General features: G+C 70.5%; 19 protein-coding genes and 1 pseudogene. 15 read left to right on the forward strand and 5 right to left on the reverse strand.

Annotated elements, in window-relative coordinates; all coding sequences use genetic code 11:
* Positions 1–53 precede the first annotated feature (53 nt).
* The 3 genes from OG206_RS29515 to OG206_RS29525 all read left to right on the forward strand — a co-directional run bounded on the left by OG206_RS29515 (position 54) and on the right by OG206_RS29525 (position 2,226).
* Entirely contained in the window at positions 54–551 is a 498-nt protein-coding gene (locus OG206_RS29515; RefSeq protein WP_327121443.1) for a peptidylprolyl isomerase, read from the forward strand.
* A gap of 162 nt (positions 552–713) precedes the next feature.
* A complete protein-coding gene (locus OG206_RS29520; protein WP_327121445.1) occupies positions 714–1,508 on the forward strand; it encodes an SDR family NAD(P)-dependent oxidoreductase in 795 nt (264 codons plus the stop codon).
* A gap of 25 nt (positions 1,509–1,533) precedes the next feature.
* Positions 1,534–2,226: a ribonuclease H family protein gene (locus OG206_RS29525; RefSeq protein ID WP_327121447.1), complete on the forward strand. Its 693-nt coding sequence runs from the start codon at positions 1,534–1,536 to the stop codon at positions 2,224–2,226.
* Between the two features lie 90 nt (positions 2,227–2,316).
* On the opposite strand, the gene OG206_RS29530 is transcribed toward OG206_RS29525, so the two are convergent.
* Complete coding sequence (locus OG206_RS29530; RefSeq protein ID WP_442805970.1) at positions 2,317–2,841, reverse strand: ATP-binding protein; 525 nt, start codon at positions 2,839–2,841, stop codon at positions 2,317–2,319.
* Positions 2,842–3,103: 262 nt separating this feature from the next.
* Here OG206_RS29530 and OG206_RS29535 point away from each other — a divergent pair, with 262 nt between their 5' ends.
* The 4 genes from OG206_RS29535 to OG206_RS29550 all read left to right on the forward strand — a co-directional run bounded on the left by OG206_RS29535 (position 3,104) and on the right by OG206_RS29550 (position 8,639).
* Complete coding sequence (locus tag OG206_RS29535; protein ID WP_327121451.1) at positions 3,104–3,961, forward strand: helix-turn-helix domain-containing protein; 858 nt, start codon at positions 3,104–3,106, stop codon at positions 3,959–3,961.
* A gap of 101 nt (positions 3,962–4,062) precedes the next feature.
* Positions 4,063–4,320 carry a WhiB family transcriptional regulator gene (locus OG206_RS29540; protein ID WP_327121452.1) on the forward strand — a complete coding sequence of 86 codons (258 nt, stop codon included), beginning with the start codon at positions 4,063–4,065 and terminating at the stop codon, positions 4,318–4,320.
* A 41-nt stretch (positions 4,321–4,361) separates the two neighbouring features.
* Positions 4,362–4,700, forward strand: a complete 339-nt coding sequence (locus tag OG206_RS29545; RefSeq protein WP_327121454.1) for a YkvA family protein — start codon at positions 4,362–4,364, stop codon at positions 4,698–4,700.
* A 597-nt stretch (positions 4,701–5,297) separates the two neighbouring features.
* Positions 5,298–8,639, forward strand: a complete 3,342-nt coding sequence (locus tag OG206_RS29550; RefSeq protein WP_327121456.1) for a LamG-like jellyroll fold domain-containing protein — start codon at positions 5,298–5,300, stop codon at positions 8,637–8,639.
* Between the two features lie 111 nt (positions 8,640–8,750).
* Here the strand turns inward: OG206_RS29550 and OG206_RS29555 are convergent, their stop codons facing one another.
* Positions 8,751–9,773, reverse strand: coding sequence for a LacI family DNA-binding transcriptional regulator (locus tag OG206_RS29555; protein WP_327121458.1), 1,023 nt, complete (start codon positions 9,771–9,773; stop codon positions 8,751–8,753).
* A 218-nt stretch (positions 9,774–9,991) separates the two neighbouring features.
* Between OG206_RS29555 and OG206_RS29560 the strand changes: the two genes are divergently transcribed.
* The gene (locus OG206_RS29560) at positions 9,992–10,831 is read left to right on the forward strand and encodes a phytanoyl-CoA dioxygenase family protein (protein WP_327121460.1); all 840 of its coding nucleotides are present in this window, start codon (positions 9,992–9,994) and stop codon (positions 10,829–10,831) included.
* A 57-nt stretch (positions 10,832–10,888) separates the two neighbouring features.
* Here the strand turns inward: OG206_RS29560 and OG206_RS29565 are convergent, their stop codons facing one another.
* Together OG206_RS29565 and OG206_RS29570 are read right to left on the reverse strand one after the other, a co-directional pair.
* On the reverse strand, positions 10,889–13,240 hold the full coding sequence (locus tag OG206_RS29565) for an AbfB domain-containing protein (protein ID WP_327121462.1): 2,352 nt from the start codon (positions 13,238–13,240) through the stop codon (positions 10,889–10,891).
* A 131-nt stretch (positions 13,241–13,371) separates the two neighbouring features.
* Positions 13,372–13,494: pseudogene (locus OG206_RS29570) on the reverse strand (RICIN domain-containing protein); the annotation flags it as partial.
* 641 nt (positions 13,495–14,135) lie between these two features.
* Here OG206_RS29570 and OG206_RS29575 point away from each other — a divergent pair.
* The 7 genes from OG206_RS29575 (at position 14,136) to OG206_RS29605 (ending at position 21,835) form a co-directional block, all read left to right on the forward strand.
* Positions 14,136–15,221 (forward strand): ABC transporter substrate-binding protein, encoded by a 1,086-nt coding sequence (locus tag OG206_RS29575; protein WP_327121464.1) that lies wholly within the window; start codon positions 14,136–14,138, stop codon positions 15,219–15,221.
* A gap of 101 nt (positions 15,222–15,322) precedes the next feature.
* Complete coding sequence (locus tag OG206_RS29580; protein WP_327121466.1) at positions 15,323–16,930, forward strand: sugar ABC transporter ATP-binding protein; 1,608 nt, start codon at positions 15,323–15,325, stop codon at positions 16,928–16,930.
* Positions 16,927–17,925 (forward strand): ABC transporter permease, encoded by a 999-nt coding sequence (locus OG206_RS29585; protein WP_327121468.1) that lies wholly within the window; start codon positions 16,927–16,929, stop codon positions 17,923–17,925. The genes OG206_RS29580 and OG206_RS29585 overlap by 4 nt, the downstream gene beginning before the upstream one ends.
* Positions 17,922–18,968, forward strand: a complete 1,047-nt coding sequence (locus OG206_RS29590) for an ABC transporter permease (protein ID WP_327121470.1) — start codon at positions 17,922–17,924, stop codon at positions 18,966–18,968. The genes OG206_RS29585 and OG206_RS29590 overlap by 4 nt, the downstream gene beginning before the upstream one ends.
* Before the next feature lie 54 nt (positions 18,969–19,022).
* A complete protein-coding gene (locus tag OG206_RS29595) occupies positions 19,023–20,060 on the forward strand; it encodes a LacI family DNA-binding transcriptional regulator (protein ID WP_327121472.1) in 1,038 nt (345 codons plus the stop codon).
* On the forward strand, positions 20,060–21,124 hold the full coding sequence (locus OG206_RS29600; RefSeq protein WP_327121474.1) for an aldose epimerase family protein: 1,065 nt from the start codon (positions 20,060–20,062) through the stop codon (positions 21,122–21,124). Before OG206_RS29595 ends, OG206_RS29600 begins: the two co-directional genes overlap by 1 nt.
* 285 nt (positions 21,125–21,409) lie before the next feature.
* Positions 21,410–21,835 (forward strand): acyl-CoA thioesterase, encoded by a 426-nt coding sequence (locus OG206_RS29605; protein WP_327121476.1) that lies wholly within the window; start codon positions 21,410–21,412, stop codon positions 21,833–21,835.
* Positions 21,836–21,963: 128 nt separating this feature from the next.
* Here the strand turns inward: OG206_RS29605 and OG206_RS29610 are convergent, their stop codons facing one another.
* The gene (locus OG206_RS29610; protein ID WP_327121478.1) at positions 21,964–22,581 is read right to left on the reverse strand and encodes a YdeI/OmpD-associated family protein; all 618 of its coding nucleotides are present in this window, start codon (positions 22,579–22,581) and stop codon (positions 21,964–21,966) included.
* Between the last annotated feature and the right edge of the window lie 15 nt (positions 22,582–22,596).

A 22,596-nucleotide genomic window follows, 5' to 3' on the forward strand; every position in this document is an offset into this window, starting at 1 on the left:
CGTCGGGCGGGGGCTGTGCAACGGAGGGCCGCCGGTGATGTCAGGATGGCCTCATGACCATCAAGGCGTATTTCGACATCACCATCAACGACGAGCCCGCCGGGCGGATCGTGTTCAACCTGTTCGACGACGTTGCACCCAAGACCGCGGAGAACTTCCGCGCGCTGGCCACCGGTGAGCACGGCTTCGGCTACGCCGGCTCGCCGTTCCACCGTGTCATCCCGGACTTCATGCTCCAGGGCGGCGACTTCACCCGTGGCAACGGCACCGGTGGCAAGAGCATCTACGGCGAGAAGTTCGCCGACGAGAACTTCACGCTGAAGCACAACAAGCCGGGTCTGCTCTCGATGGCCAACGCCGGCCCGAACACCAACGGCTCGCAGTTCTTCATCACGACCGTCCTCACCCCGTGGCTGGACGGTAAGCACGTGGTGTTCGGCGAGGTCGCCGACGAGACCAGCATGGAACTCGTCCGCAAGATCGAGTCCTACGGCACCCCGAACGGCACCACGAAGGCAGCGATCGCCGTTTCCGCGTCCGGCGTTCTCTGACGTACGCGACGGGGCCCCGGCCGGTCGTGTTCCGGCCGGGGCCCCGCGCGTCGGGCCATCCCGGCGCGGCTGCCGCGCCGTGTCCTGCCGGACGTCCCCGTCCCGGAGTGCCAGGGTGGACACCACTTGTCCACCGCTGACACGGGACGAAGGGATCGAACCATGCGTATCGCTCTTGACGGCAGGACCGCGGTCGTGACCGGCTCCTCCCAGGGCATCGGGCTCGCCATCGCCACCGGACTCGCCGCCGCCGGAGCGCGGGTCGTCCTGACCGGACGCAGCCGGGAGCGACTGGAGTCGGCAGCCGGGGCCCTGCGGAGCGGCGAGCCTGACGCCGACGTCCTCACGGTCACCTGCGACCTCGCCACCGAGCAGGGAGCGGCGGAACTCCACGATGTCGTGCCCGCCACGGACATCCTCGTCAACAACCTCGGCATCTTCGGCTCCAGGCCACCGCTGGAGATCACCGACGAGGAATGGCGCACCTACTTCGACACGAACGTCCTGAGCGCCGTACGCCTGATCCGCCACTACCTGCCGGGCATGACCGGACAGGGGTGGGGCCGGGTGCAGAACATCGCGAGCGATTCTGCGATCGTCATTCCCGCCGAGATGATCCACTACGGGATGTCGAAGACCGCCCTGCTCGCGGTCTCCCGCGGCTTCGCCAAGGAGGCCGCCGGTACGGGAGTGACCGTGAACTCGGTGATCGCCGGGCCCACGCACACCGGCGGGGTCGAGGACTTCGTCCACGAACTGGTGGGCGGGGATCTCCCGTGGGACGAGGCTCAGCGCGAGTTCATGCGCCTGCACCGCCCGCAGTCCCTGCTGCGGCGACTCATCGAACCCGAGGAGATCGCGAACCTCGTCGTCTACCTCAGCTCGCCCCAGGCCTCGGCCACCACGGGCGCGGCCGTGCGGGTGGACGGCGGATACGTCGACTCGATCGTGCCCTGAGCCGTGGGGCTGGCATGATCAAGGGATGGACGAGCGCATCATCGCCGCGTGTGACGGGGCATCGAAGGGCAATCCGGGACCTGCCGCCTGGGCGTGGGTCGTGGCCGATGACCAGGGCAGCCCCCTGCGGTGGGAGGCGGGGCCGCTCGGCACCGCCACCAACAACGTCGCCGAGCTCACCGCTCTGCTGGAACTGCTGAGGTCGACCGATCCGGCGGTGCCCGTAGAGGTGCGCATGGACTCGCAGTACGCGATGAACGCCGTGACCAAGTGGCTGCCGGGCTGGAAGCGCAACGGCTGGAAGACATCGGCCGGCAAGCCCGTGGCGAACCGCGAGCTGGTCGTCGGCATCGACGAGCTGCTCGGCGGGCGCAGCGTGAGCTTCCGCTACGTCCCGGCGCACCAGGTGGACGGCGATCCGCTCAACGCGCTCGCCGACCAGGCCGCGAGTGAGGTCGCGGTGTCGCAGCAGGCGGCGGGCACAGCGCACGGCGCGGCCGGCCTGCCGGTGCCCGCTCCGGCCCGTTCGACGAAGGGAAGGGCGGGCGGGGCGGCGTCCGCGGGCGGGGCTGCGAGCCGGTCACGCTCCGGTAGATCGACGATCAGGGCCAAGTTCGCGGGCCGATGCCACTGCGGAAAGCCGTATGCGGCCAAGGACATGATCGCGAAGAACCCCGCCGGCTGGGGCCACCCCGAGTGCCGGGCCGTACTCGCCTGAGCGGCACGCGGACGGGCTCGGTGGGAAAGTCTCTTCCGGGCACCTCGCACCCGGTGTCGTCGAGGAGCCGCCTTCGCGAAGACGTGTCCGTCAGAGATCGGCCCAGACCAGCCGGCCGGAGAGGCTGCTGCGGGTCCCCCAGCGTGTCGCCAGCGCGTCCACGAGCATCAGCCCCCGGCCGTCCTCCGCCACCGACGCGAGGTCGAAGCCCTCGTCCGGCCCACCGGTTCCGTCCGGGGCGTCGAAGGCCACCGGGCCGGGCCCCTCGACGGGGCCGACCACCATGTGCGGCCGGTCGCCCGCCACGCGGTGCGGCTCCGGGCGGCGCGGGACCGGGGCGCGGGTCACGTGGGAGATCCTGGCGGGGTCCCTGGGGCGGGGCAGTGCCGTCATGCTCCGCCGCCCACGGTTCCACACGCAGATGCGGACTCCGCCGGGCGAACGCAGGAGGCGGCATCGGACGCGCCGGCCGGCGGTGTGCTGCACCGCGTTCGTGACCAGCTCGGTCACCACCAGGGCCGCCGTCTGGATGCGTTCATCGGGTTCTCCCCAGCTCCGCATGGCCTTCTGCACGCGGTGCCTGGCCTCCGGGACGCCCCGGGGGAGACGGGGAATCCACCAGGTATGTGCGCTACGCCCACTCGTATCCTCCGGAGCCAGGCGTGCGCACGTGACTATTTCCGACATGCTCGTACTCTCCGTGCAAAATGCACACTTTGCAAGCGACAGAATGTCTAAATAGTTCGGAATCGACGAAGAGTCTGTATGGCGCGGACATGAATACAGACAGACTTCGTCTTTCGGGCCTGGACGTGCACGGGCGGACGTCGCGTTCCTCCGTCCTGTCCGCGCCGGACTGTGCGAGGAAGGTGGGTGCATGAGGCCCCGATCCGGCCCCACGGTCGAGCACCGAGTCATGGCGGCGCGCCTGCGGATACTGCGGGAGCGTGCGGGTGTCAGCCTGCCTGCGGCGGCCTCCGCCCTGGGTGCCCACCCGGCCACCGTACGGCGTATCGAACGCGCCGAGACCGGACTGGACTCCGGGCAGGTCCGAGTCCTCCTGGACCGTTACGGGGTGTCCGCCGGGGAGGCCGGGACGATCATGGCGGGTCTGACCGCCGCGAACCTGCCGGGCTGGTGGCACCGCTGGCGGGACGCGATCGAGCCGTGGCAGCAGGGGGTCATCGGCATCGAATCCTCCGCCGGGCTCGTGCGCACCTGGCACCCCTCGCTGGTTCCCGAACTGCTGCGCACCCCGGCCTACGAGTCCGCCCTGTCGCGGATGCTGCTGCCCGGCGAATCCGCGGTGCGGCGGGATCTGCGCCTGGAGCTGCTGGGGGAGAGGCAGCGCCGGCTCGAGGAGCGCGGGGCGACGCTCTGGGCCGTGTTCCCGGCCGCCGCCCTGCACACCAGGGTGGGTGGACCCGGGGTGATGGCGGAACAGCGCGCGCTGCTGGAGGAGGCCGCGCACCAGCGCTACCGCACGGTCCAGGTGGTGCCCCTCGACGCGCCGCCCCACGCCCTGACCGGCGTCCCGCCCCTGCGGCTCCTGCGTGTGCCCGCCCCCGAGATCGGTGACCGGGTGGTCCTGGAGACCCCGGGTTCCCGGCCGGACATCCTCGACGACGCGGCCGGGGTCACGGAGTACCGCATCCGTCTGGACGGCGCCTGCGCGGAGGCCCCGCCCCCAGGGGCTCCCCTGCCCGGCCCCCCGGGGACGGATTCGAACGCCTGAACCCTGAGGTTTTCCGGGTTTCGATCGGCCGAAGCCGGTCACGCGCACAGTACGGAACCACAGGAGCGACGCGGAAGTCGCCTCGAAGAGGAGTGGGAGAGATGGACAACTGGCGCATGCACGCGGCGTGCCGCGACGAGGACCCTGACCTTTTCTTCCCGATCGGCAGCAGTGGTCCCGCGCTCGTGCAGGCCGAGGAGGCCAAGGCGGTCTGCGGTACCTGCCCGGTGCGCGAACAGTGCCTGGACTGGGCCCTGGAGAACGCGCAGGACGCGGGCGTATGGGGAGGCATGGACGAGAACGAGCGACGTGCGCTCAAGCGCCGCCGTGCCCGCCGCCACGCCAGGAGTGCCGGATGAGGCCTGCGGGCTCCGGCCCGCGGCGCGGGAGACGATGAGCCATGGACACCTCGGTCTGGTTCGTCGTCGGCGCGCTCGTCCTGCTCCTCATGGCAGGGATCGCCGCCGTGCTCCTGGTACGCGTGATCAGGGCCAGGAAGCTGCTCGTCGACGCGGGAATCCCCTTGCGCAACAAGGCTCTCGTCTGGGCCGCGGTGATCTACACCGTGTCGCCCGTCGACCTCCTGCCGGACCCCGTCTACCTCGATGACATCGGTTTCCTCCTGCTCGCCCTGCGCTCCCTCCACGCCGCGTCGCACGCGGTGGGTGCGGGGCGCGGGCGGACGGCGATGGACCCCACCGATTCCGGCGGCAACCTCTCGGCCTCGGGCGGCAAGTGAGAGCGGGTCAGTCGCCCCTGCCCGAAAGGGCCCGTTGCGGGACATCCGCTTTCCTGCGGCGCATGTTCCTGCGGTGAGTGTTCCTGCGGTGAGTTCCGCTTCCAGCGCAGGGCCTGTGCGCCGGCCGACTCCCTGATGGCGGGCCCTCGGTCCCGGCCCGGCCTCGCAGGCCGCCCCGGCGACGTCTCCGCCGGTCACCGGCGCGGCCTGCGGCGACGAGAAACGGCCCCGGCGGCGGCGCCCATGGTGCCCGGCGGCGGATGCGACACATCCGTACATCGATCCGGTGAGGGGTGACGGATGTCCCGGACCGGAGGTGCCGGACGAGGGCCCGGCCGGTCGCACGGAGGGAGCTGCCCGGCCGGCGGCCCACAGGCCGTTCGAACGCCGTGAAGGCCGTGCCACACCCGTGGATCCGCCGCGAAGACACGGTAACTGGCCCTGGTCCGAACCCTGGTGGGCAGCCGTACGCCGCTCTCCCCGTCCCGGCCTCCTGTGGTGGCCGGGACGGGGAGCAATTTTTATATCGTTGAAAATTCTGCGTGCACGACCGTTGTCAGGTGTTTGAGGCTGTGGCTCAATGTTCGACTATGTGCAGTGCTTCGCGGTTCGGAGCACTCCGGCTTCTTCGACGAGGACGACGCCTTGATACGACAACCAGCCCGCCCCCGCGCCCTGTTCAGAACGCTCGCCTGTACGGCCGCGCTGCTCCTTCCCGCCGGGGCCGTCCTGGTCCCCGCCGCCGCGACCGCCGCTCCCGCTGCCGCTCCGGCCGAAGGGGCCGCCACGGCTTCGGCGTTCGTGAAGGAAGACCCGTCCACGGAGCCCCACGGACTCAAGGGCGAGTACTTCGCCATGTCCGCGCCCGGCGCCCGCGACTTCGCCGTGCTCGGCGCGACCGCGCTCGACCCCGAGATCAACTTCCCGGGTCTGACGGGGGCGTTCGAGTCGGCCACCGGGAAGACCGAGCACACGACCGCCCGCTGGACAGGGCAGATCGCGGCTCCCGAGACCGGCGACTACACCTTCTCCGCCATCGGCGACAACGGCTTCCGGCTCTTCATCGACGACAAGCCGGTCATCGACCACTGGGTGCCGGACTGGGACAAGGAGCAGACCAGCGCGCCGGTCGCCCTCAAGGCCGGCGAACAGCACTCCTTCCGGCTGGAGATGTTCCAGGACGTCGGCGGGGCCAACATGTTCCTGCGCTGGTCGAGCGCCAAGCTCGCCAAGCAGATCGTGCCCGAGTCCGCGTTCACCCCGCCCGCCGACTTCGAGGTGTACCCGGTCGCCCTGAGCGTCGCGGAGAACGGCCTCAAGGTGCAGGCGACCTTCGACCACGAGGTCAGTGGCATCAAGGACGTGAAGGACCACCTCGCCGTCGAGGCGGACACCACGCCGATGCCCGTGAAGTCGGTCGCCAGGGCCTCCGGCAACCACAAGGCGCTGGTCATCACGCTGGGTGCGGCCGTCCAGAAGGGTCAGCAGACCCGGATCGCGTACGACGGTGAGGGCGGCCTGAAGAACGGCGACGAGACCGTCCCGGAGATAAGCCGCAGGGCCAAGAACCTTTCCACGCACCGCCTGACCACCCCGTGGGGCGACAAGGTCGACCGCAAGAACCCGCTGCCCGAGTACCCCCGGCCCCAGCAGGTACGCGACGACTGGAAGAACCTCAACGGCCAGTGGGAGTTCGCCGGCGCCACCGCCGGTGAGATGCCGGCCTTCGGCAAGTCGCTCGACGAGCGCATCACGGTGCCCTACCCCGTCGAGTCGCAGCTCTCCGGCCTCGAGCGCCACGAAGACCACATGTTCTACCGCAAGCTCGTCACGGTGCCCAAGAACTGGTCCGTCGGCAGACGCGGCAGTGACGAGCGGCTGAAGCTCAACTTCGGCGCCGTCGACTACCGGGCGCGGGTCTGGGTCAACGGCACGCAGGTTGCCGAGCACACCGGCGGCTACACCGCCTTCAGCGCCGACATCACCGACGCACTCGAGGGCAGCGGCCCCCAGGAGATCGTCGTCGCGGTCACCGACACCACCGGAGCCGACCAGCCAACGGGCAAGCAGTCCGCGAACCCGAGCGGGATCTTCTACACCGCCTCGTCCGGCATCTGGCAGACCGTCTGGATGGAGCCCGTGGCCCCTGCGGCCGTCGACTCCCTGAAGACCACCCCCGACATCGGCAAGGGCCGGCTCGCGCTCACGGTCAACTCCGCGAAGGCGTCGAAGTCCGCCCAGGTCACGGCCGTCGCCCGGGACAAGAAGGGCAAGGTCGTCGGCACCGTCACCGGCCCCGCCAACGGCGAACTGAGCCTCCCCGTCGCCAAGCAGCACCTGTGGACGCCGGACGACCCGTACCTGTACGACCTCGAGGTCACCCTCAAGGACGGCCGTTCCGAGGACACCGTCGACAGCTACTTCGGCATGCGGTCCTTCGGCGTCGCCGAGGTCGGCGGCTACCGGAAGCTGGTCCTGAACGGGAAGCCGTTCTTCTCCCTGGCCCAGCTCGACCAGGGCTTCTACCCCGACGGCCTGAACACGGCGCCCAGCGACAAGGCCCTGGTCTTCGACCTGAAGGCGCAGAAGGACCTCGGCTTCAACTCCGTCCGCAAGCACATCAAGGTCGAGCCCGCCCGCTGGTACTACCACGCCGACCAGCTCGGTCTCCTGGTGTGGCAGGACTTCGTCTCCGGCAACATCACGGGCGAGAAGGGCCAGAAGGCCTTCCTCGACCAGGGTGCCGAGATGATGGAGCAGTTGCACAACTACCCCTCGATCGGTGCCTGGATCGTCTTCAACGAGGGCTGGGGCGAGTGGGACCGCACCGAGACCGGCAAGATCACCGAGAAGGTGCAGGCCGCCGACCCCTCGCGCGTCGTCAACGCCCACAGCGGAGTCAACTGCTGCAACTCCAAGGGTGACTCCGGCAAGGGCGACATCATCGACCACCACGACTACAACAACACCGATCCCGCCTTCCCGGACGAGAAGCGCGCCGCCATGGACGGTGAGCACGGCGGCTTCACCCTGAGGATGCCCGGCAACATGTGGCCCGGCGCACCCACCGCGATCTACAGCGGCGTGGCCGACAAGGACGCCCTGACCGCCAAGTACGTCGACAACACCCGCACGTACTACCTGGAGGCGGCCCGCGCGGAGCTCTCCGGCTCCATCTACACCCAGGTGACCGACCTGGAGAACGAACTCAACGGGCTCTGGACGTACGACCGCCGCGAGATCAAGGTCGACGCCGCCAAGGTGCGGAAGATCAACGAGGAGGTCATCGCGGCCGGCGCCGCCGCGGGCGAGCGCGACGAGATCAAGGGCGGCGGCTCCTGGTCCCTCGACGAGAACACGGGCACGAAGGCGGCCGACAGCGGTCCGAACCACAGGGACCTCGCTCTGTCCGAGGGCACGTCCTGGACGCAGGGAGTGCACGGCTCGGCACTGAAGTTCGACGGCAAGGGCCAGTTCGCGCAGACCACCGGTCCCGTCGTCGACACCACCGGCGACTACACGGTCTCCGCGTGGGCGTCGCTCGACGTGCTCCCGGGCAACTACGCGACCGTCGTCAGCCAGGACGGCCGACGTCAGGAGAACCCGTTCTACCTGCAGTACGGACAGGGCGCGTTCGCCTTCTCCACGCCCGGCGCCCACCGCGCCCGGCTGGAGATCGAGCCGGAACTCGGCCACTGGTACCACCTCGTCGGCGTCCGCAGCGGTGACGAGATCAAGCTCTACGTCGACGGCCGGCTCGCCTCCACCGCGGCCGCCGGAACCGCCGACGTCAGCACCGGGTCCCTCGCCGTGGGACGCGCCAAGTGGTCCGGCGGCAACGTCGACTTCTGGAACGGCTCGGTCGACCAGGTGAAGGTGTACGACAAGGCGCTCACCGACCTGGAGGTGACCGCGCTCCACGAGGGCGAGCAGCCGTAGGGTCCGCCCACCCCGCAGGGCCGCTCCCGGCAGTGTGCAGCGCACGCCGCACTGCCGGGAGCTCCGGCGTGTCCGCGGCTCCATCCCGTACGGGAAGGGCACGGCGGCACGTCACACGAGGGTGGCGGCGGCCCCGGTGCTCTCCCGGACCAGCAGGCGGTGCGGGACCACGATCCGGCGGGCGGGCAGGGCGTCCATCCGGCCGAGGACACGCTCGCTCAGACACTGCACGGCGCGCTCGGCGATCTGCTCCGTGTCCGGGGCGACCGTGGTGAGGGAGGGAGCGGCGAACCTGCCGTCCTCGATGTCGTCGAACCCCATGAGAGCCAGGTCGCCGGGGACCCGTACGCCTTCCTCGGCCGCCACACGCAGGGCGCCGAGCGCGAGTTCGTCGCTGAAGCAGAAGACGGCGTCGGGTGGCTCGGGCATCCGCAGCAGTGCACGGAGGGCCCGGGCGCCCTCCGTGCGGTGCAGGTCGGCGACCTCCACCTCGGCCACCGGGCGGAGGCCGCCCGCCTCGCTCAGTCCGCGGCGAAAGCCCTCGGCGCGCAGCTCGGCCGTCCCGTGGCCCAGCCGGGACTGGAGGCCGATCACGGCGACACGCCGACGCCCGGTGGCGACCAGGTGCTGTGCGGCGTCCCGTGCGGCGGCGACATTGTCCAGGGCCACGTGGTCGATGGACCCGTCCGGCTCCAGTTCTCCCAGGACCACCAGCGGCAGGCCGTCGGACAGTGCGGCCAGCTCGGCCGGCGACGTCGACCAGGGGCTGATGATCATCCCGTCGACCCGGTGGCCCTCCGACCCGTCCAGCAGCCTCCGCTCCAGTGCTGCCTGTCCACCCGTCCGCTCCAGGAGCACCGTCCAGCCGCGCTGCTGGGCCGCATCGATGAGCAGGCCGGTCAGCCTGCCGAAGTACGGCGAGTGGATCTCCGGCACAGCGACTCCGACGAGGCCCGTGCGCCCCTGACGGAGGTTGCGTGCGGCGAGGTTGGGGCGGTACCCCAGTTCCTCCACCGCCGCCATGACTCGGGTGCGGGTCGCCGGGGCCACGGCCGCGGCGTTGCTCACCACGTTGGAGACGGTCCGTACGGACACGCCGGCCAGCGCGGCGACGTCCTTGAGTCTCGCTGCCACAGCGGGTGCGCTCCTCTCCTCCGCGCGCGGGGTGGTCGGCCGACCGTGGCCCTCCGCGCTGTGCACCGTAACAGCAGCCGGGCAGACTGGTGTGCCCGTCCTCTTGCCACGTTGATTGCAACGTTGCAAAATGGGCGTCGACAGGTCGGCAGGCAGTGACTTCCCCTCGTCGCGGGCCTGTTGCCACCCCGCATCGACACGACGAAGGGACCGTCGCCATGCCCGGAGCCGCACCCACCGGAGCCCTCGCCCCGCACCTGGAGGCCGCAGTCCAGGACCTCTACAGGGACGGGATCACGGCCTGCAGAGGAGCCTTCACCCCGGAGTGGGCCGACCTGATGCGTGAGGACGTGGAGGCCGCCTTCGCGGAAGCGCGCGGGCGGAAGGGAGGGGCAGTGGGCCGGGGCCCCCACCGGTACTACGTCGAGATCCACCCGGAACAGCTGCGCGGCTTCGTCGGGCTGGCCGACCACCCATGGGTCCGGGGAGTGTGCGAGGCCGTGCTCGGCCCCGACTACCGCATCGTGGAGCTGGGCTTCGACATCCCCTTCGCGGGAGCCGTGAACCAGCCCTGGCACCGGGACTTCCCCATGCCGGACGCCACTCGCGGCGAACGCCGGCTGACCTCGCTCGCCTTCAACCTCACCGCCGTCGACACGCGGGAGGACATGGGCCCGTTCGAGATCGCGCCGGGTACCCAGTGGGACGACGACCCCCGCTTCGGCCACGGGATGTTCCCGCCCCGTGACACCTACCCGCGCTACGAGGGTCTCGCCGAGCGGAAGTACCCGCAGCGGGGAGACATCTCGGCGCGGTCCGCCCTGACGATCCACCGGGGCACCGCCAACCACTCGGCCGACTCGCGTCCGGTGCTGGTGCTGGGTGCCGACGCTCCGGGCGCCGGCAACGACGCACAGCACGACATGGCGGTGACCGGGGCGTTCCGGGCCTCCCTGCCCGAACGCGTCCGCGCGCATCTGCACTGTCCGGTCGTGGACGAGCTGACCCCCATCGTCCAGAAGCACACCATCGAGGGGCTGGTGATGGGGGACGCCTGACACTCCGGAGCCCGGCCCCGGCCCGCAAGGGGCCGGTGCCGGGCCGCCGGACTCATCTCACGGCGCCCAGGGCGCCTCCACCGCCCACGTGGTGTCCTCGGTGAAGGTGGCCGCGTTGTCCCAGGCATGACCGCCGCCGGGGGTGGCCAGCCACACCTCGGAGCCGATGTGGCGCAGATAGCTGCCCGCGAGGTTGACGCTGGAGAACCTCACGCCGCCCGTGCCCGAGAGCGCGCACCACGTGGCATCGGCCTTGAAGAGGGCCGAGCCGTCGCTCGCGTCACGCCGCACCCGGAAGTCCCGGTGGCGCAGGTACTCGCCCGGATAGTTGCGGGACTCGAAGGAGTAGCAGTTGCTGTTCGCCAGACCTGTGACGATCTTCCAGGTGGCGTCGCTCTTGAGTACGGCCGCGCTGCCGCCGTCCACCACCTCGGTGAAGGCCAGCGCGTCGTAGTGACGCAGGTACTTGTTCGTGTGCCCAGGGGTGGTGACCCGGAGCGACTTGTACTGTCCGGTCGGGAGTGTGACCGGCGGTGCGGGACTCCTGGACGCCTGGATGAGGGCCTGGTTCGCTGCCTTCACCCGGGCGGTGTCCACCTTGACCACCTGGCGGTCGTAGGTGAGCAGGCCGTTCGCCTCGTTCTCGACGTCGGTGATCTCCGTGTAGACCGATGCGGAGAGACCGGCCGGCAGCTGGCCGATCCGGATCGCGTCGAGGAGTCCGACGAAGCGGTTGTTCAGCGCGCCGACGCTCGCCTGGTCCTCGTAGCTGAAGCCGCCGCCGGGGTACCACTCGTGGCCAGGGACCTTGTAGCCGAGCCCTCCGAACTCGCCGAGGACGGCGGCCCGGGTGGCGCTGGGCGCCGTGTTTCCGGGCCCGACGTAGATGTGGTTGTCGATGACATCGCCGTTGCCGCCGTCCACGGAGCCGCAGCAGTTGACCCCGCTCATGTTGTCGACGAGGCGGGACGGGTCGTACGCCTTGACCTCGTTCGCGATCCGCGCCTGGTCGTACTGGCCCCAGCCCTCGTTCTGGTTGACCCACATGACCACGGAGGGCGAGCTGCGGTGCTGGTCGATGACCGCGTGGTACTCCGCCTCCCACTGGGTGCGCGACGGGCCGTCGGGGGTCTTGCCGGTGTCCATCGCGGGCATGTCCTGCCAGACGAGCAGGCCCAGTTTGTCCGCCCAGTAGAACCAGCGCTGCGGTTCCACCTTGATGTGCTTGCGGACCATGTTGAAGCCGAGGTCCTTGTGCGCCTGGAGGTCGTACTTCAGCGCGGCGTCGGTGGGCGCGGTGTAGATCCCGTCGGGCCAGTAGCCCTGGTCGAGCGTGCCGGTCTGGAAGACGAACCTCCCGTTGAGCACCGGGCGCAGGATGTTGTCGACCTTCGCCACGGCGATGGACCGCATGCCCGCGTAGCTGCCCACCGCGTCCACCACGGACGTGCCGTCGAGGAGCTCGGCGCGCACGTCGTAGAGGAACGGGTCGTCCGGGCTCCACAGACGGGGATTCGGCACGGAGACGGAGATGTCGGTGCCGGGCGCCCCGGTCGCCGTACCCACGACGGTGCCGCCACTCGACACGGTGACCCGCGCGGTCCGGCCGCTCGCCGAGGCCGCCTGGACCTTGACCCGCAGGGTGCTGTTGCCGAGGTTCGGCGTCATGTCGAGGCGTGCGACGTGCGACGCGGCGACGGGCTCCAGCCACACGGTCTGCCAGATCCCGGAGGCGGCGGTGTAGAAGATGCCGCCGCCCGCGTGCGGGTTCACGTCATTGATGCGCTGCTTGCCGACGGCCTGGCCGCCGGTCTGCGTCGGGTCGTAGACGGAGACGACGATCGTGTTCGAGCCGCCGTTCAGCTGGGGCGTGATGTCGTACGAGAACGAGTCGAACCCGCCCTTGTGCGCACCGACCTGGGTGCCGTTGACCCACACCGTGCTCTGCCAGTCCGAGGCGCCGAAGTTGAGCACGACGCGGCGGCCGTTCCAGCTGGACGGCACCGTGAACGCGCGCTTGTACCAGAGCTTGTCGTTCTCCGTGATCTTGCGCTTGATGCCCGAGAGCGAGGACTCCGCGACGAACGGGACCCTGATCTGTTCGGAGAACGAGGCCGGCTGCCCGGCATCCCGGCCGGTCACCGCGAAGTCCCAGATGCCGTTGAGGTTGGCCCAGTCGGGGCGGGTGAGCTGGGGGCGCGGGTACTCGGGAAGGGGGTTGTCGACGGACACCTGGTCGGTCCAGGGCGTCGTCATGGGCGCCGGCTTCGGCGTCCATGCCGCCGGTGCGGCGGCGGCCGGGGACGTGCCGGCTCCCACGAGCGCGGTGGCGAGCAGGGCCAGCAGGCCGGTCGCGGCGGTCAAGCGCCGTCTCCGCGGGCGTCGGCGTGGTGCGGGTGCGGACTCCATCCAGGGGCTCCTCGGTGGGTGGGGACGATGGGCCGGGAACTCCCCGCGCCGGACCGGCGCGGGGAGCGGTGCGGGCGCCTCGGACGTCCGCCCGGGGGCGGCTGTGCGGGGCGGTCAGGGAGGTTCTCAGATCAGCGCCAGAGGTGGTCCGCGGTGTCGTTGTCGTCGTACTGGACGACGTGGGCGCTGTTGGCCGTGGACATGAGGTCCACCCCGAGCACCCTGCCGGAGTTCCGGTTGCCGATCCTGTACCAACGCCGTCGGCCGCAGGGGAGCGGCGTTCGGGGAGTAGTGACCCCCGCGCGCGGCTGCCGCCATGCCCCCGGCGGCCGTCGCGGTCGTCCCCCGGCGGCCGGCCGAGGTGGCGGCGGGAGCGGTGACCAGGGCGCCGGTCATGAGTTGTCTGCGGTTCAGGGGCATCGTGGGGACTCCACTTCCGCTGCGAAAAGGGGCGGGTGACCGGCCAGGGGAGGGCCGGTGCGCGGCTGGGGCAGCCGCCGCGTCCGGACCGGTCGGCGCGACAACTCGCTTGCAACGATGGAAAATTGATCTCGGCGGTATGACAGCACGCGGTCAAGTTGGTGTCCAGAGGGGGCGCAGCACCTGTGCCGTGCGGGTCCGACGGTGCACGGAACGGCGGCCGTGTGCCGGGGTGACACATTTTGGAAACGCATCGACAACTCTCTTGCCGCCCGCGTCACCTCGCCTATATAACGTTGTAAACCCGAGCCGCCGAGAGGCCGCACAGGCCTTCACGACTGTAGTTCCCGCAGCTCGCAGCAGGGGTTGTGGGGAACACAGCGCCATGTGCCACCGAGTGGCCGAAGCACCGTCCAGCCATGCCCGACCGCACGCCGAACGGCGTGCCGTCACCTCGCCAAGGAGCGTCCCGCGCATGATGATCCAGCGTCGATCCCGTACCCTCGCCGCGGCCTGCCTGCTCGCCGCCACCGCCACGCTGGCCGTGTCCGGCTGCTCGAAGTCGGAGACCTCGGACAACGCGGGCGGTGACAGCAGCCAGGGAGCCCAGGCGGCCAAGTCCCCCGAGGCCGCGTCCGGCCCCGGCTGCTCGCTGCAGACCTACGGCGCACCCAAGCTCGACCTCAAGGACGCGGTGGTCGGCTTCTCCCAGTCGGAGAAGGAGGCCAACCCCTTCCGTATCGCGGAGACCCAGTCCATCAAGGACGAGGCGGCAAGGATCGGCGTCAAGAAGCTGCTCACCACGAACGCGCAGTCGCAGCTGTCCAAGCAGATCAGCGACATCCAGGACATGCTGTCGCAGGGCGCCCAGTTCCTCATCATCGCACCGCTGAACTCCGACGGTCTGGAGCCGGCGCTCAAGGCGGCGGCCGCGAAGAAGGTGCCCGTCCTCACCATCGACCGCAAGGTCAACTCCACGGCATGCAAGGACTACGTGGCCTTCCTCGGCTCCGACTTCGTCGAGCAGGGCAAGCGCGCCGCCGACGCGATGATCAAGGCGACCGGTGGCAAGGGCAAGGTGGCCATCCTCCTCGGCGCCTCGGGGAACAACGTGACCACCGACCGGACCAAGGGCTTCGTCGACCAGGTCAAGGCCGAGGCCCCCGGCATCCAGATCGTCGCCCAGCAGACCGGCGAGTTCGCCCGGGACAAGGGCCAGCAGGTCATGGAGCAGCTCATCCAGTCCAAGCCCGACATCACCGCGGTCTACGCCGAGAACGACGAGATGGGTCTCGGTGCCGTCACCGCGTTGAAGGCAGCCGGCAAGAAGCCCGGCAAGGACGTCAAGGTCGTCTCGATCGACGGCACCCGCAACGCGGTGCAGGCCCTCGTCAACGGCGAGTACAACGCCGTCATCGAGTCCAACCCGCGCTTCGGACCGCTCGCCTTCGCGACCGCGAGCAAGTTCTACGGCGGCGAGGAGATCCCCGAGAACGTCATCATCACCGACCGGGCCTACGACGAGACCAACGCCAAGGAATCCCTCGGCGGGGCGTACTGATCCGCTCCCGAAGCCAACGGCCCCGGCCGCCGTGGTACCCGCACCGGGCCACGGCGGCCGCCGGGCCCTCACCCTTGGACAGCGGAAGGCCAAGAAGACCCATGGCACCACCCGAAGCAGTACCTCAGGCACCGGAAGCGGCCGTGTCCGCGGCCCCCGTGGTGCTCGAAGCCCGCTCGGTGAGCAAGCGGTTCCCCGGCGTCGTCGCCCTCGACGACGTCACCTTCTCCCTGCGCGCAGGAGAGACCCACGCGCTCGTCGGGGAGAACGGCGCCGGCAAGTCCACCCTCATCAAGGTGCTGACCGGCGTCTACCGCCCCGACGGCGGCGACCTGCGGATGGCGGGTGAACCCGTCAGGTTCGCCCGGCCGTTCGACGCGCAGCAGGCGGGCATCTCCACGATCTACCAAGAGGTCAACCTCGTCCCGCTGATGAGCGTGGCACGCAACATCTTCCTGGGCCGCGAGCCCAGAAACCGCTTCGGCCTCATCGACTTCGCCCGCATGCACCGCGAGACGGGTGACCTGCTCGACGGCTTCGGCGTACGCGTCGACCCCAGGCGCCCGTTGCACACGCTGGGCATCGGCACGCAGCAGATGGTCGCCCTGGCCCGGGCCGTGTCCGTCAACGCCCAGGTCGTCATCATGGACGAGCCAACCTCCTCGCTCGAACCGCGCGAGGTGGAGACCCTCTTCCGGGTCATCGAACGCCTGCGCTCCCAGGGCATCGCCGTCCTGTACGTCAGCCACCGCATGGACGAGCTCTACCGGATCTGCGACCGTGTCACCGTCCTCCGCGACGGCCGGCACATCCACACCGGCGACCTCGCCGGGCTCGACCGGATGCAGCTCGTGTCCATGATGCTCGGCCGCGACCTCTCGGAGGTCCGCCGCTCCGGCGTCACCAGCTTCGCCGCCGAGGGGCACGACGTCGCCCGCACCCCCGTGCTCACGGCGGCCGGCCTCTCCAGCCGCCTCCGGCTCCACGACATCTCCGTGTCGCTGTACGCGGGCGAGGTGCTCGGCCTCGGCGGCCTCCTCGGCTCCGGCCGAAGCGAGACGGCGAAGGCCCTGTCCGGTGCCCTGCCCCTGGACGCCGGTGAGATCACCGTCGACGGCACCTCCCTGAAACGTCTTACCCCGGCGGCCGCGATCAGGGCCGGCATCAGCCTGCTGCCCGAGGACCGCAAGGCCGAGGGAATCGTCCCCGGCCTCTCGGTCCGGGAGAACATCGTGCTCGCCGCCATGCCACGGCTCTCCCGTGCCGGTGTCGTCTCACGTGCCCGGCAGGACCGGATCGTCGACATCTTCATGAAGCGCCTGCGGATCAAGGCGTCGAGCCCCGAGCAGAAGGTCGGCGAACTCTCCGGAGGGAACCAGCAGAAGGTCCTGCTCGCCCGCTGGCTCTGCCTGGAACCCAAGGTGCTGCTGCTCGACGAACCCACCCGCGGCATCGACGTCGGTGCCAAGGCCGAGGTCCAGAGCCTCATCGACGACCTCGCCGGCGAAGGCCTGGCCGTCCTGCTCATCTCCTCCGACATCGAGGAGCTCATCGAGGGCGCCGACCGCATCGTCGTACTCCGGGGTGGAGCGGTCGCCGGCGAACTGCGGGGCGACGACGTGGCCGAGAGCCGGCTGCTCGAAGTGCTCGCCGACCACGCGCCCGTGCCGGCGGACACGGCCCCGGCCGCTCAGGAGGACCCCCGATGACCCAGACCGCCGTCGTCCCGCCCGTGAAGGGCGACACACCGCCGAAGTCCGTGAGCCCCCTGGCCCGGCTCCGTGATCCCGCCTGGTACCAGCGCTACGGCGTCTACGTGGCCGTCGGGGTGGTGCTCCTCTTCAACGCCCTGTTCACCGAACACTTCATGACCGCGGACAACTTCCGCACCCAGTTCGTCCAGGTCGCCCCCATCGTCATCGTCGCCCTGGGCATGGCCCTGGTCATCGGGACCGAGGGCGTCGACCTGTCCGTCGGCTCGACCATGGCACTCGCGGCCGCCTTCCTGCCCCTCTACCTCGGCTACGGGCTCGTGCCGGCGCTCGTCGTCGCCCTCCTGGCCGGCGCCGTCGTCGGTGCCGTCAACGGCACCCTGGTGTCCCTCATCGGGCTGCAGCCCATCGTGGCGACCCTGGCCCTGTTCGTCGGGGGCCGCGGACTCGCCCTCGTCATGGCCGACGGTCAGCTCAAGCAGATCGTCAACCCCGACCTGCTGTCGCTGGGTACCGGCTCCTTCCTCGGGATCCCGCTGGTCGTCCTGATCGCCGGGGTGCTGGCGGTCGCCGTCGCCTTCCTGGTGCAGCGCACCACCTTCGGCCGGCAGATCGTCGCCGTCGGAGGCAACCGCTCCGCCGCCGCGCTCGCCGGACTGCCCGTCAAACGGGTCCTCATCGGCGTCTACGTCCTCTGCGGCGTGCTCGCCGCCCTCGCCGGCGTACTGGCGACGGCCAGGCTCACCGCGAGCGACCCCTCCTCGCTCGGCACGCTCATGGAACTCTCCGCCATCACCGCGGTCGTGGTCGGCGGCACCCCGCTGAACGGCGGCTCCGTCCGGGTGCTCGGCACCGTGGCCGGTGCCCTGCTGATGCAGCTCCTGCGCGCCACGCTCGTCAAGCACGACCTGCCCGACTCCACCGCTCAGATCGCCCAGGCGGCCATCATCGTCGCCGCCGTCTACGTCGCCCGGGAGCGTCGGTCCCGATGAACGAAACCACATCCGCCCCCGCCGCCCCGGCTCCGATGCCGCAGAAGAAGACGAAGCCCCCGCGCCCCGCCGCCGGACCCGAGCGGACGGGCAGAGCCCGCGCCGCCGAACTCCTCCAGCGTCAGGGCGTGCTCGCGGTCCTGCTCGTGGTCGTGCTGGTCTCCTCCTTCATCTACCCGACGTTCGCCTCCCTGGACAACGCCCGCGGCGTGACCATCCAGGCGTCCTTCCTCGCCGTGGTCGCCCTCGGCATGACCATGGTCATCATCACCGGCGGCATCGACCTGTCGGTCGGATCCGTCTTCGCCCTCGGCGGCGTCCTCGCCGCCTGGGCCTCGCAGTACGGCTTCCTCGCCGCGCTCCTCGTACCCCTCGTGGTGTGCGGCGGGACCGGCCTGCTCAACGGGCTCCTCATCGCCCGCGGCAACATGGCGCCGTTCATCATCACCCTCGCCACGCTGCTCGGCGCGCGCGGACTGCTGCTCGCCATCACGGACGAGGGCGCCACCACCTATCTGGTCCCCAAGGACTCGGCCTTCGGTGAACTCGGCCAGGGCAGCGTCTGGGGCTTCGGCTACCCGATCCTGATCGCCGCGGTGCTCTTCGGCGCCGGCGGAATCGTCCTGCAGCGGACCTCGTTCGGGCAGACGCTCTTCGCCGTGGGCGGCAGCAGCGACGCGGCGACCCTGATGGGCCTTCCCGTCGCCCGTACGAAGATCCTCGTCTACACCCTGAGCGGCCTGCTGGCCGGTCTCGCCGGGGCGCTCAACGCCGCCAGGCTGTCCTCCGGGGTCACCATCGTCGGTGTCGGCATGGAGCTCGACGCGATCTCCGCCGTCGTCATCGGCGGCACCCTCCTCGTCGGCGGCGCCGGCTCGATCAGCGGAACCCTCTGGGGCGTCCTGCTGCTCGCTGTCATCCAGAACCTGATCAACCAGATCGGCTCGCTCAACTCCTCGTACCAGTCGGTGGTCAGCGGCGGTTTCCTTATCGTTGTCGTGGTGGCGCAGCGTTATCTGGCGCGCAGCCGGAGAAGCACCTGACGACAGTCCGCTCGCCGACAAGATCCATCGAGTCCAGCCGAACCAAGGAGTGCCGTGGGCGTCAGCCTCAAGGACGTTGCGCAACGGGCGGGCGTGTCCATCAAGACCGTGTCGAACGTGGTGAACAACTATCAGCACGTCACGCCCGCCATGCGCACCAAGGTGCAACAGGCGATCGACGAGCTCGGCTACCGGCCGAACCTCACCGCCCGTCACCTGCGCAAGGGCCGCACCGGCATCATCGCGCTCGCCGTCCCCGAATTCGGCAACCCGTACTTCGCGGAACTCGCGGGAGCGGTGATCGACGCGGCCGCCCGGCACGACTACACCGTCCTGGTCGACCACACCGCCGGCCTGCGTGAGAAGGAACTCCTGGTCAGCCAGGGGTTCCGGTCCCACGTGATCGACGGCCTCATCCTCAGCCCCATCCATCTGGAGACCGAGGACCTGATGACGCGCACCGAGACGGCGCCGCTGGTCCTGCTGGGTGAACGCGAGTACGAAGCACCGTACGACCACATCGCCATCGACAACGTGGCAGCGGCCCGCGCCGCCGTGCGCCATCTCGTCAGTCGCGGCCACCGGCGCATCGCCTTCCTCGGGTCGCGCACCGGCCGGGAACGCCAGCCGGCGCACCTGCGGCTGCGGGGCTGGCGCGAGGAACTCGTCGCCTCCGGGATCACCCCGGACGAATCGCTCGTCGTCGTCACCGACGGCTACGGGCGCGAGGACGGTGCCGCGGGCATGGCGGCCCTCCTGGACCGGGGGGACCGTCCCGACGCCGTGTTCGCGTACAACGACCTCATCGCCATCGGCGCCATGCGGGCCGTCACCGAACGCGGCCTGCGAATCCCCGAGGACGTCGCCGTCGTCGGCTTCGACGACATCGAGGAGAGCCGCTACACCACCACCACACTCACCACCATCGCGCCCGACAAGGAGGCCATCGCCCGCCTCGCCGTCGACAGCCTCGTCGAACGGCTCGCGGGGCAGCCGTTCACCGAACCCCGGCGACCGCGCCCCGGCTACCGCCTCGTCGTCCGCGAATCCACCACGTCCGGGTCCGACTCCGGCCACACCGAGGATCTCTGATGCCGCGCCCCATCGTGCACAGCACCCCGTTCGGCTCCGTCCACGGGGCGCAGACCCATCTGTGGACCCTCGACAGCGGTACGGGAGTCCGGGCCGAGGTGCTGACCTACGGAGCCTCCCTGCACCGCCTCACGGTGCCCGACACCGCGGGCACGCCCGCCTCCGTCGTCCGGTCGCTCCCTGCCCTCGACGACTACGCGGCGAAGCACCCGTACTTCGGCGCCGTCGTGGGCCGCTACGCCAACCGCATCGCCCACGGCCGCTTCACCCTCGACGGGGCCGAGCACCACGTCCCCGCCAACGACCGGGGCCACGCCCTGCACGGAGGACCCGACGGTTTCCACACCAAGGTGTGGGACGCGGCCCCGGACCACGGCGACGGCACGGCGTCCGTCCGGCTCTCCCTGCACAGCCCGGACGGGGACATGGGCTTTCCGGGGGCGCTGGAGACAGCGGTCACGTACACCGTCGACACGGACGGGACCCTCGCCGTCGACTACGCGTCGGTCACCGACCGGCCCACCGTCGTCAACCTGACCAACCACGCCTACTTCGACCTCGCCGGCGGCCCTGACATCCTCGGCCACCTCCTGGAGGTCGACGCCGACACCTATCTGCCGGTGGACGACGACGGTATCCCGCTGGGTTACCGGGCCCAGGTCCACGGCACTCCGTTCGACCTCACCGAGCCGCGCGTGCTCGGGGAGTGCCTCGGCGCCGACGACGGCCAACTGCGGTCGGCGGGCGGGTTCGACCACTGCTGGGTGCTGAGGGACGCCGGCGCGGGTCTGCGCCGTGCCGCCCGCCTCACCGCCCCCGGCTCCGCCCGCGTTCTGGAGGTCTGGACGACCGAGCCCGGCATCCAGGTGTACACCGCCAACCAACTCGACGGCTCCTGCACCGACGGCGCCGGCCGCCGCCACGAACGGCACGGCTCGGTGTGCATGGAGACCCAGCACCTGCCCGACTCACCCAACCGGCCCGAATGGCCCAGCACCGTGCTCCGTCCGGGCGAGACCCGCCACAGCCGGACCGAGCTGCGGTTCCCGCACCTGCGCGGCTGAGGCCGGCCGGGCGGCCCCGAAACCCATTGCTCCTCGTCCCGGCGGGCTGCTCCCTTCCCCGTGACCCGCCGGTCAGTTCGGGAGGAAACTCCGTGCGCCGGGCTTCTGTGTCCACCCGGACAGGAATCCACACCTGTCTCCAGGGCCTGAAGCTCACCGCGCGACCTGGGAATCCCGGCGCAGAGCATGGCGAGTGCGGCGGGGGAGTTCGACGGATCCGGCGGTGATCGGCGGAGCGGTGGTGATCGTCGGAATGGCCGGCCGGCCGACGGTGTTTTGGTTTTCATGACTTACTTCGTCGACGTCACGGTGCGCGGCTACGAGCTCGACACCCAGGGCCACCTGAACCAGGCCGTCTATCTCCAGTACGCGGAGCACGCACGCTGGGAGCTGCTGAGAGCCGCGGGACTTCCCCAGGAGAAGCTGCTCGCGAGCGGAGTGGGGCCCGTGCAGCTCGAAGTGACGGTCAAGTACCTCCGCGAACTGCGGGGCGGGGACCGCGTGCGCGTGAGCTGCGAGTTCTCCTACGGCGCCGGGAAGACCTTCGGGGTGCGGCAGCAGATCGTCAAGGAGGACGGCACGGTCGCCGCGGAGATCAGTGGACTGGCCGGCATGCTCGACCTGTCCGCCCGGCGGCTGATCGAGGACCCGGCCGGGCACCTTGCCTCACTGGCGGATCAGCCCGAACTCCTCGGGGTCAAGAACTCCTGACGGCCGGGGCGCCGGGCCGGGCGGCCGAGCGGACGCCGGAACCCCGGGAGCGTCGGGCACCGTGACGCACTCACGGGCGGGCCGACCGTCCTGGGTGGCCGTTTCCCGCTCCGGCCGTCCCGCCTCGCTCAGCCGTTCTCCTCGTCCGGCGCTGCTGTCAGCCGGGCGAGCCGAGCCGCCCTGACCTCGGGGGACCGGGCCCGCAGGAGCTGGAGGATCAGGAGATACCGGTCCGTCCGCCCCAGCCGCTCGAAGCGTTCAGCCGCCCGCGGGTGCGCGGCGAGCGCAGCCGCGAGGTCGGACGGCACGACGGCCTCCTTCTGCGAGGGGTAGGCCGCCGCCCATCGCCCGTCGGCCTGAGCGGCGCGTACCTCGGCCAGACCGGAGTCGCGCATGCGGCCCGCCTTCGTCAGCTCCCCGACCTTGCGGACGTTGACGAGGGACCACTGGCTGCCTCTGCGGCGGGGCGAGATCCGCTGCAGGTAGTACGTCGCGTCGAGGGACCTGCGCTGCCCGTCGATCCACCCGAAGCAGAGCGCCACGTCGATGACCTCGGCCGCGGTGACGGACGTGATGCCGGAGCTCTTCTTCGCGAGTTTCAGCCACAGCTCCGACCGTTCGCCGTGGTGCCGCTCCAGCCAGGACTCCAGGCAGGGGATCCGCTCGCAGAACACCGGATCCGCGGCATCTCCCGCAGGTCCGTCCGCGGCCGACCCGTTGTCCGTGCTCTTCCCCGATGAGGTCATGTGACCAGGGTAGGG

It is taken from the genome of Streptomyces sp. NBC_01341, from assembly GCF_035946055.1.
GTDB lineage: Bacteria > Actinomycetota > Actinomycetes > Streptomycetales > Streptomycetaceae > Streptomyces.

Bases quoted from the DNA above. Each gene is read 5' to 3' on its own strand.
- OG206_RS29515 (WP_327121443.1), top strand. From the start codon at position 54: ATGACCATCAAGGCGTATTTCGACATCACCATCAACGACGAGCCCGCC.
- OG206_RS29520 (WP_327121445.1), top strand. From the start codon at position 714: ATGCGTATCGCTCTTGACGGCAGGACCGCGGTCGTGACCGGCTCCTCC.
- OG206_RS29525 (WP_327121447.1), top strand. From the start codon at position 1,534: ATGGACGAGCGCATCATCGCCGCGTGTGACGGGGCATCGAAGGGCAAT.
- OG206_RS29535 (WP_327121451.1), top strand. From the start codon at position 3,104: ATGAGGCCCCGATCCGGCCCCACGGTCGAGCACCGAGTCATGGCGGCG.
- OG206_RS29540 (WP_327121452.1), top strand. From the start codon at position 4,063: ATGGACAACTGGCGCATGCACGCGGCGTGCCGCGACGAGGACCCTGAC.
- OG206_RS29545 (WP_327121454.1), top strand. From the start codon at position 4,362: ATGGACACCTCGGTCTGGTTCGTCGTCGGCGCGCTCGTCCTGCTCCTC.
- OG206_RS29560 (WP_327121460.1), top strand. From the start codon at position 9,992: ATGCCCGGAGCCGCACCCACCGGAGCCCTCGCCCCGCACCTGGAGGCC.
- OG206_RS29565 (WP_327121462.1), bottom strand. From the start codon at position 13,240: ATGGAGTCCGCACCCGCACCACGCCGACGCCCGCGGAGACGGCGCTTG.
- OG206_RS29575 (WP_327121464.1), top strand. From the start codon at position 14,136: ATGATGATCCAGCGTCGATCCCGTACCCTCGCCGCGGCCTGCCTGCTC.
- OG206_RS29580 (WP_327121466.1), top strand. From the start codon at position 15,323: ATGGCACCACCCGAAGCAGTACCTCAGGCACCGGAAGCGGCCGTGTCC.
- OG206_RS29585 (WP_327121468.1), top strand. From the start codon at position 16,927: ATGACCCAGACCGCCGTCGTCCCGCCCGTGAAGGGCGACACACCGCCG.
- OG206_RS29590 (WP_327121470.1), top strand. From the start codon at position 17,922: ATGAACGAAACCACATCCGCCCCCGCCGCCCCGGCTCCGATGCCGCAG.
- OG206_RS29600 (WP_327121474.1), top strand. From the start codon at position 20,060: ATGCCGCGCCCCATCGTGCACAGCACCCCGTTCGGCTCCGTCCACGGG.
- OG206_RS29605 (WP_327121476.1), top strand. From the start codon at position 21,410: ATGACTTACTTCGTCGACGTCACGGTGCGCGGCTACGAGCTCGACACC.
- OG206_RS29610 (WP_327121478.1), bottom strand. From the start codon at position 22,581: ATGACCTCATCGGGGAAGAGCACGGACAACGGGTCGGCCGCGGACGGA.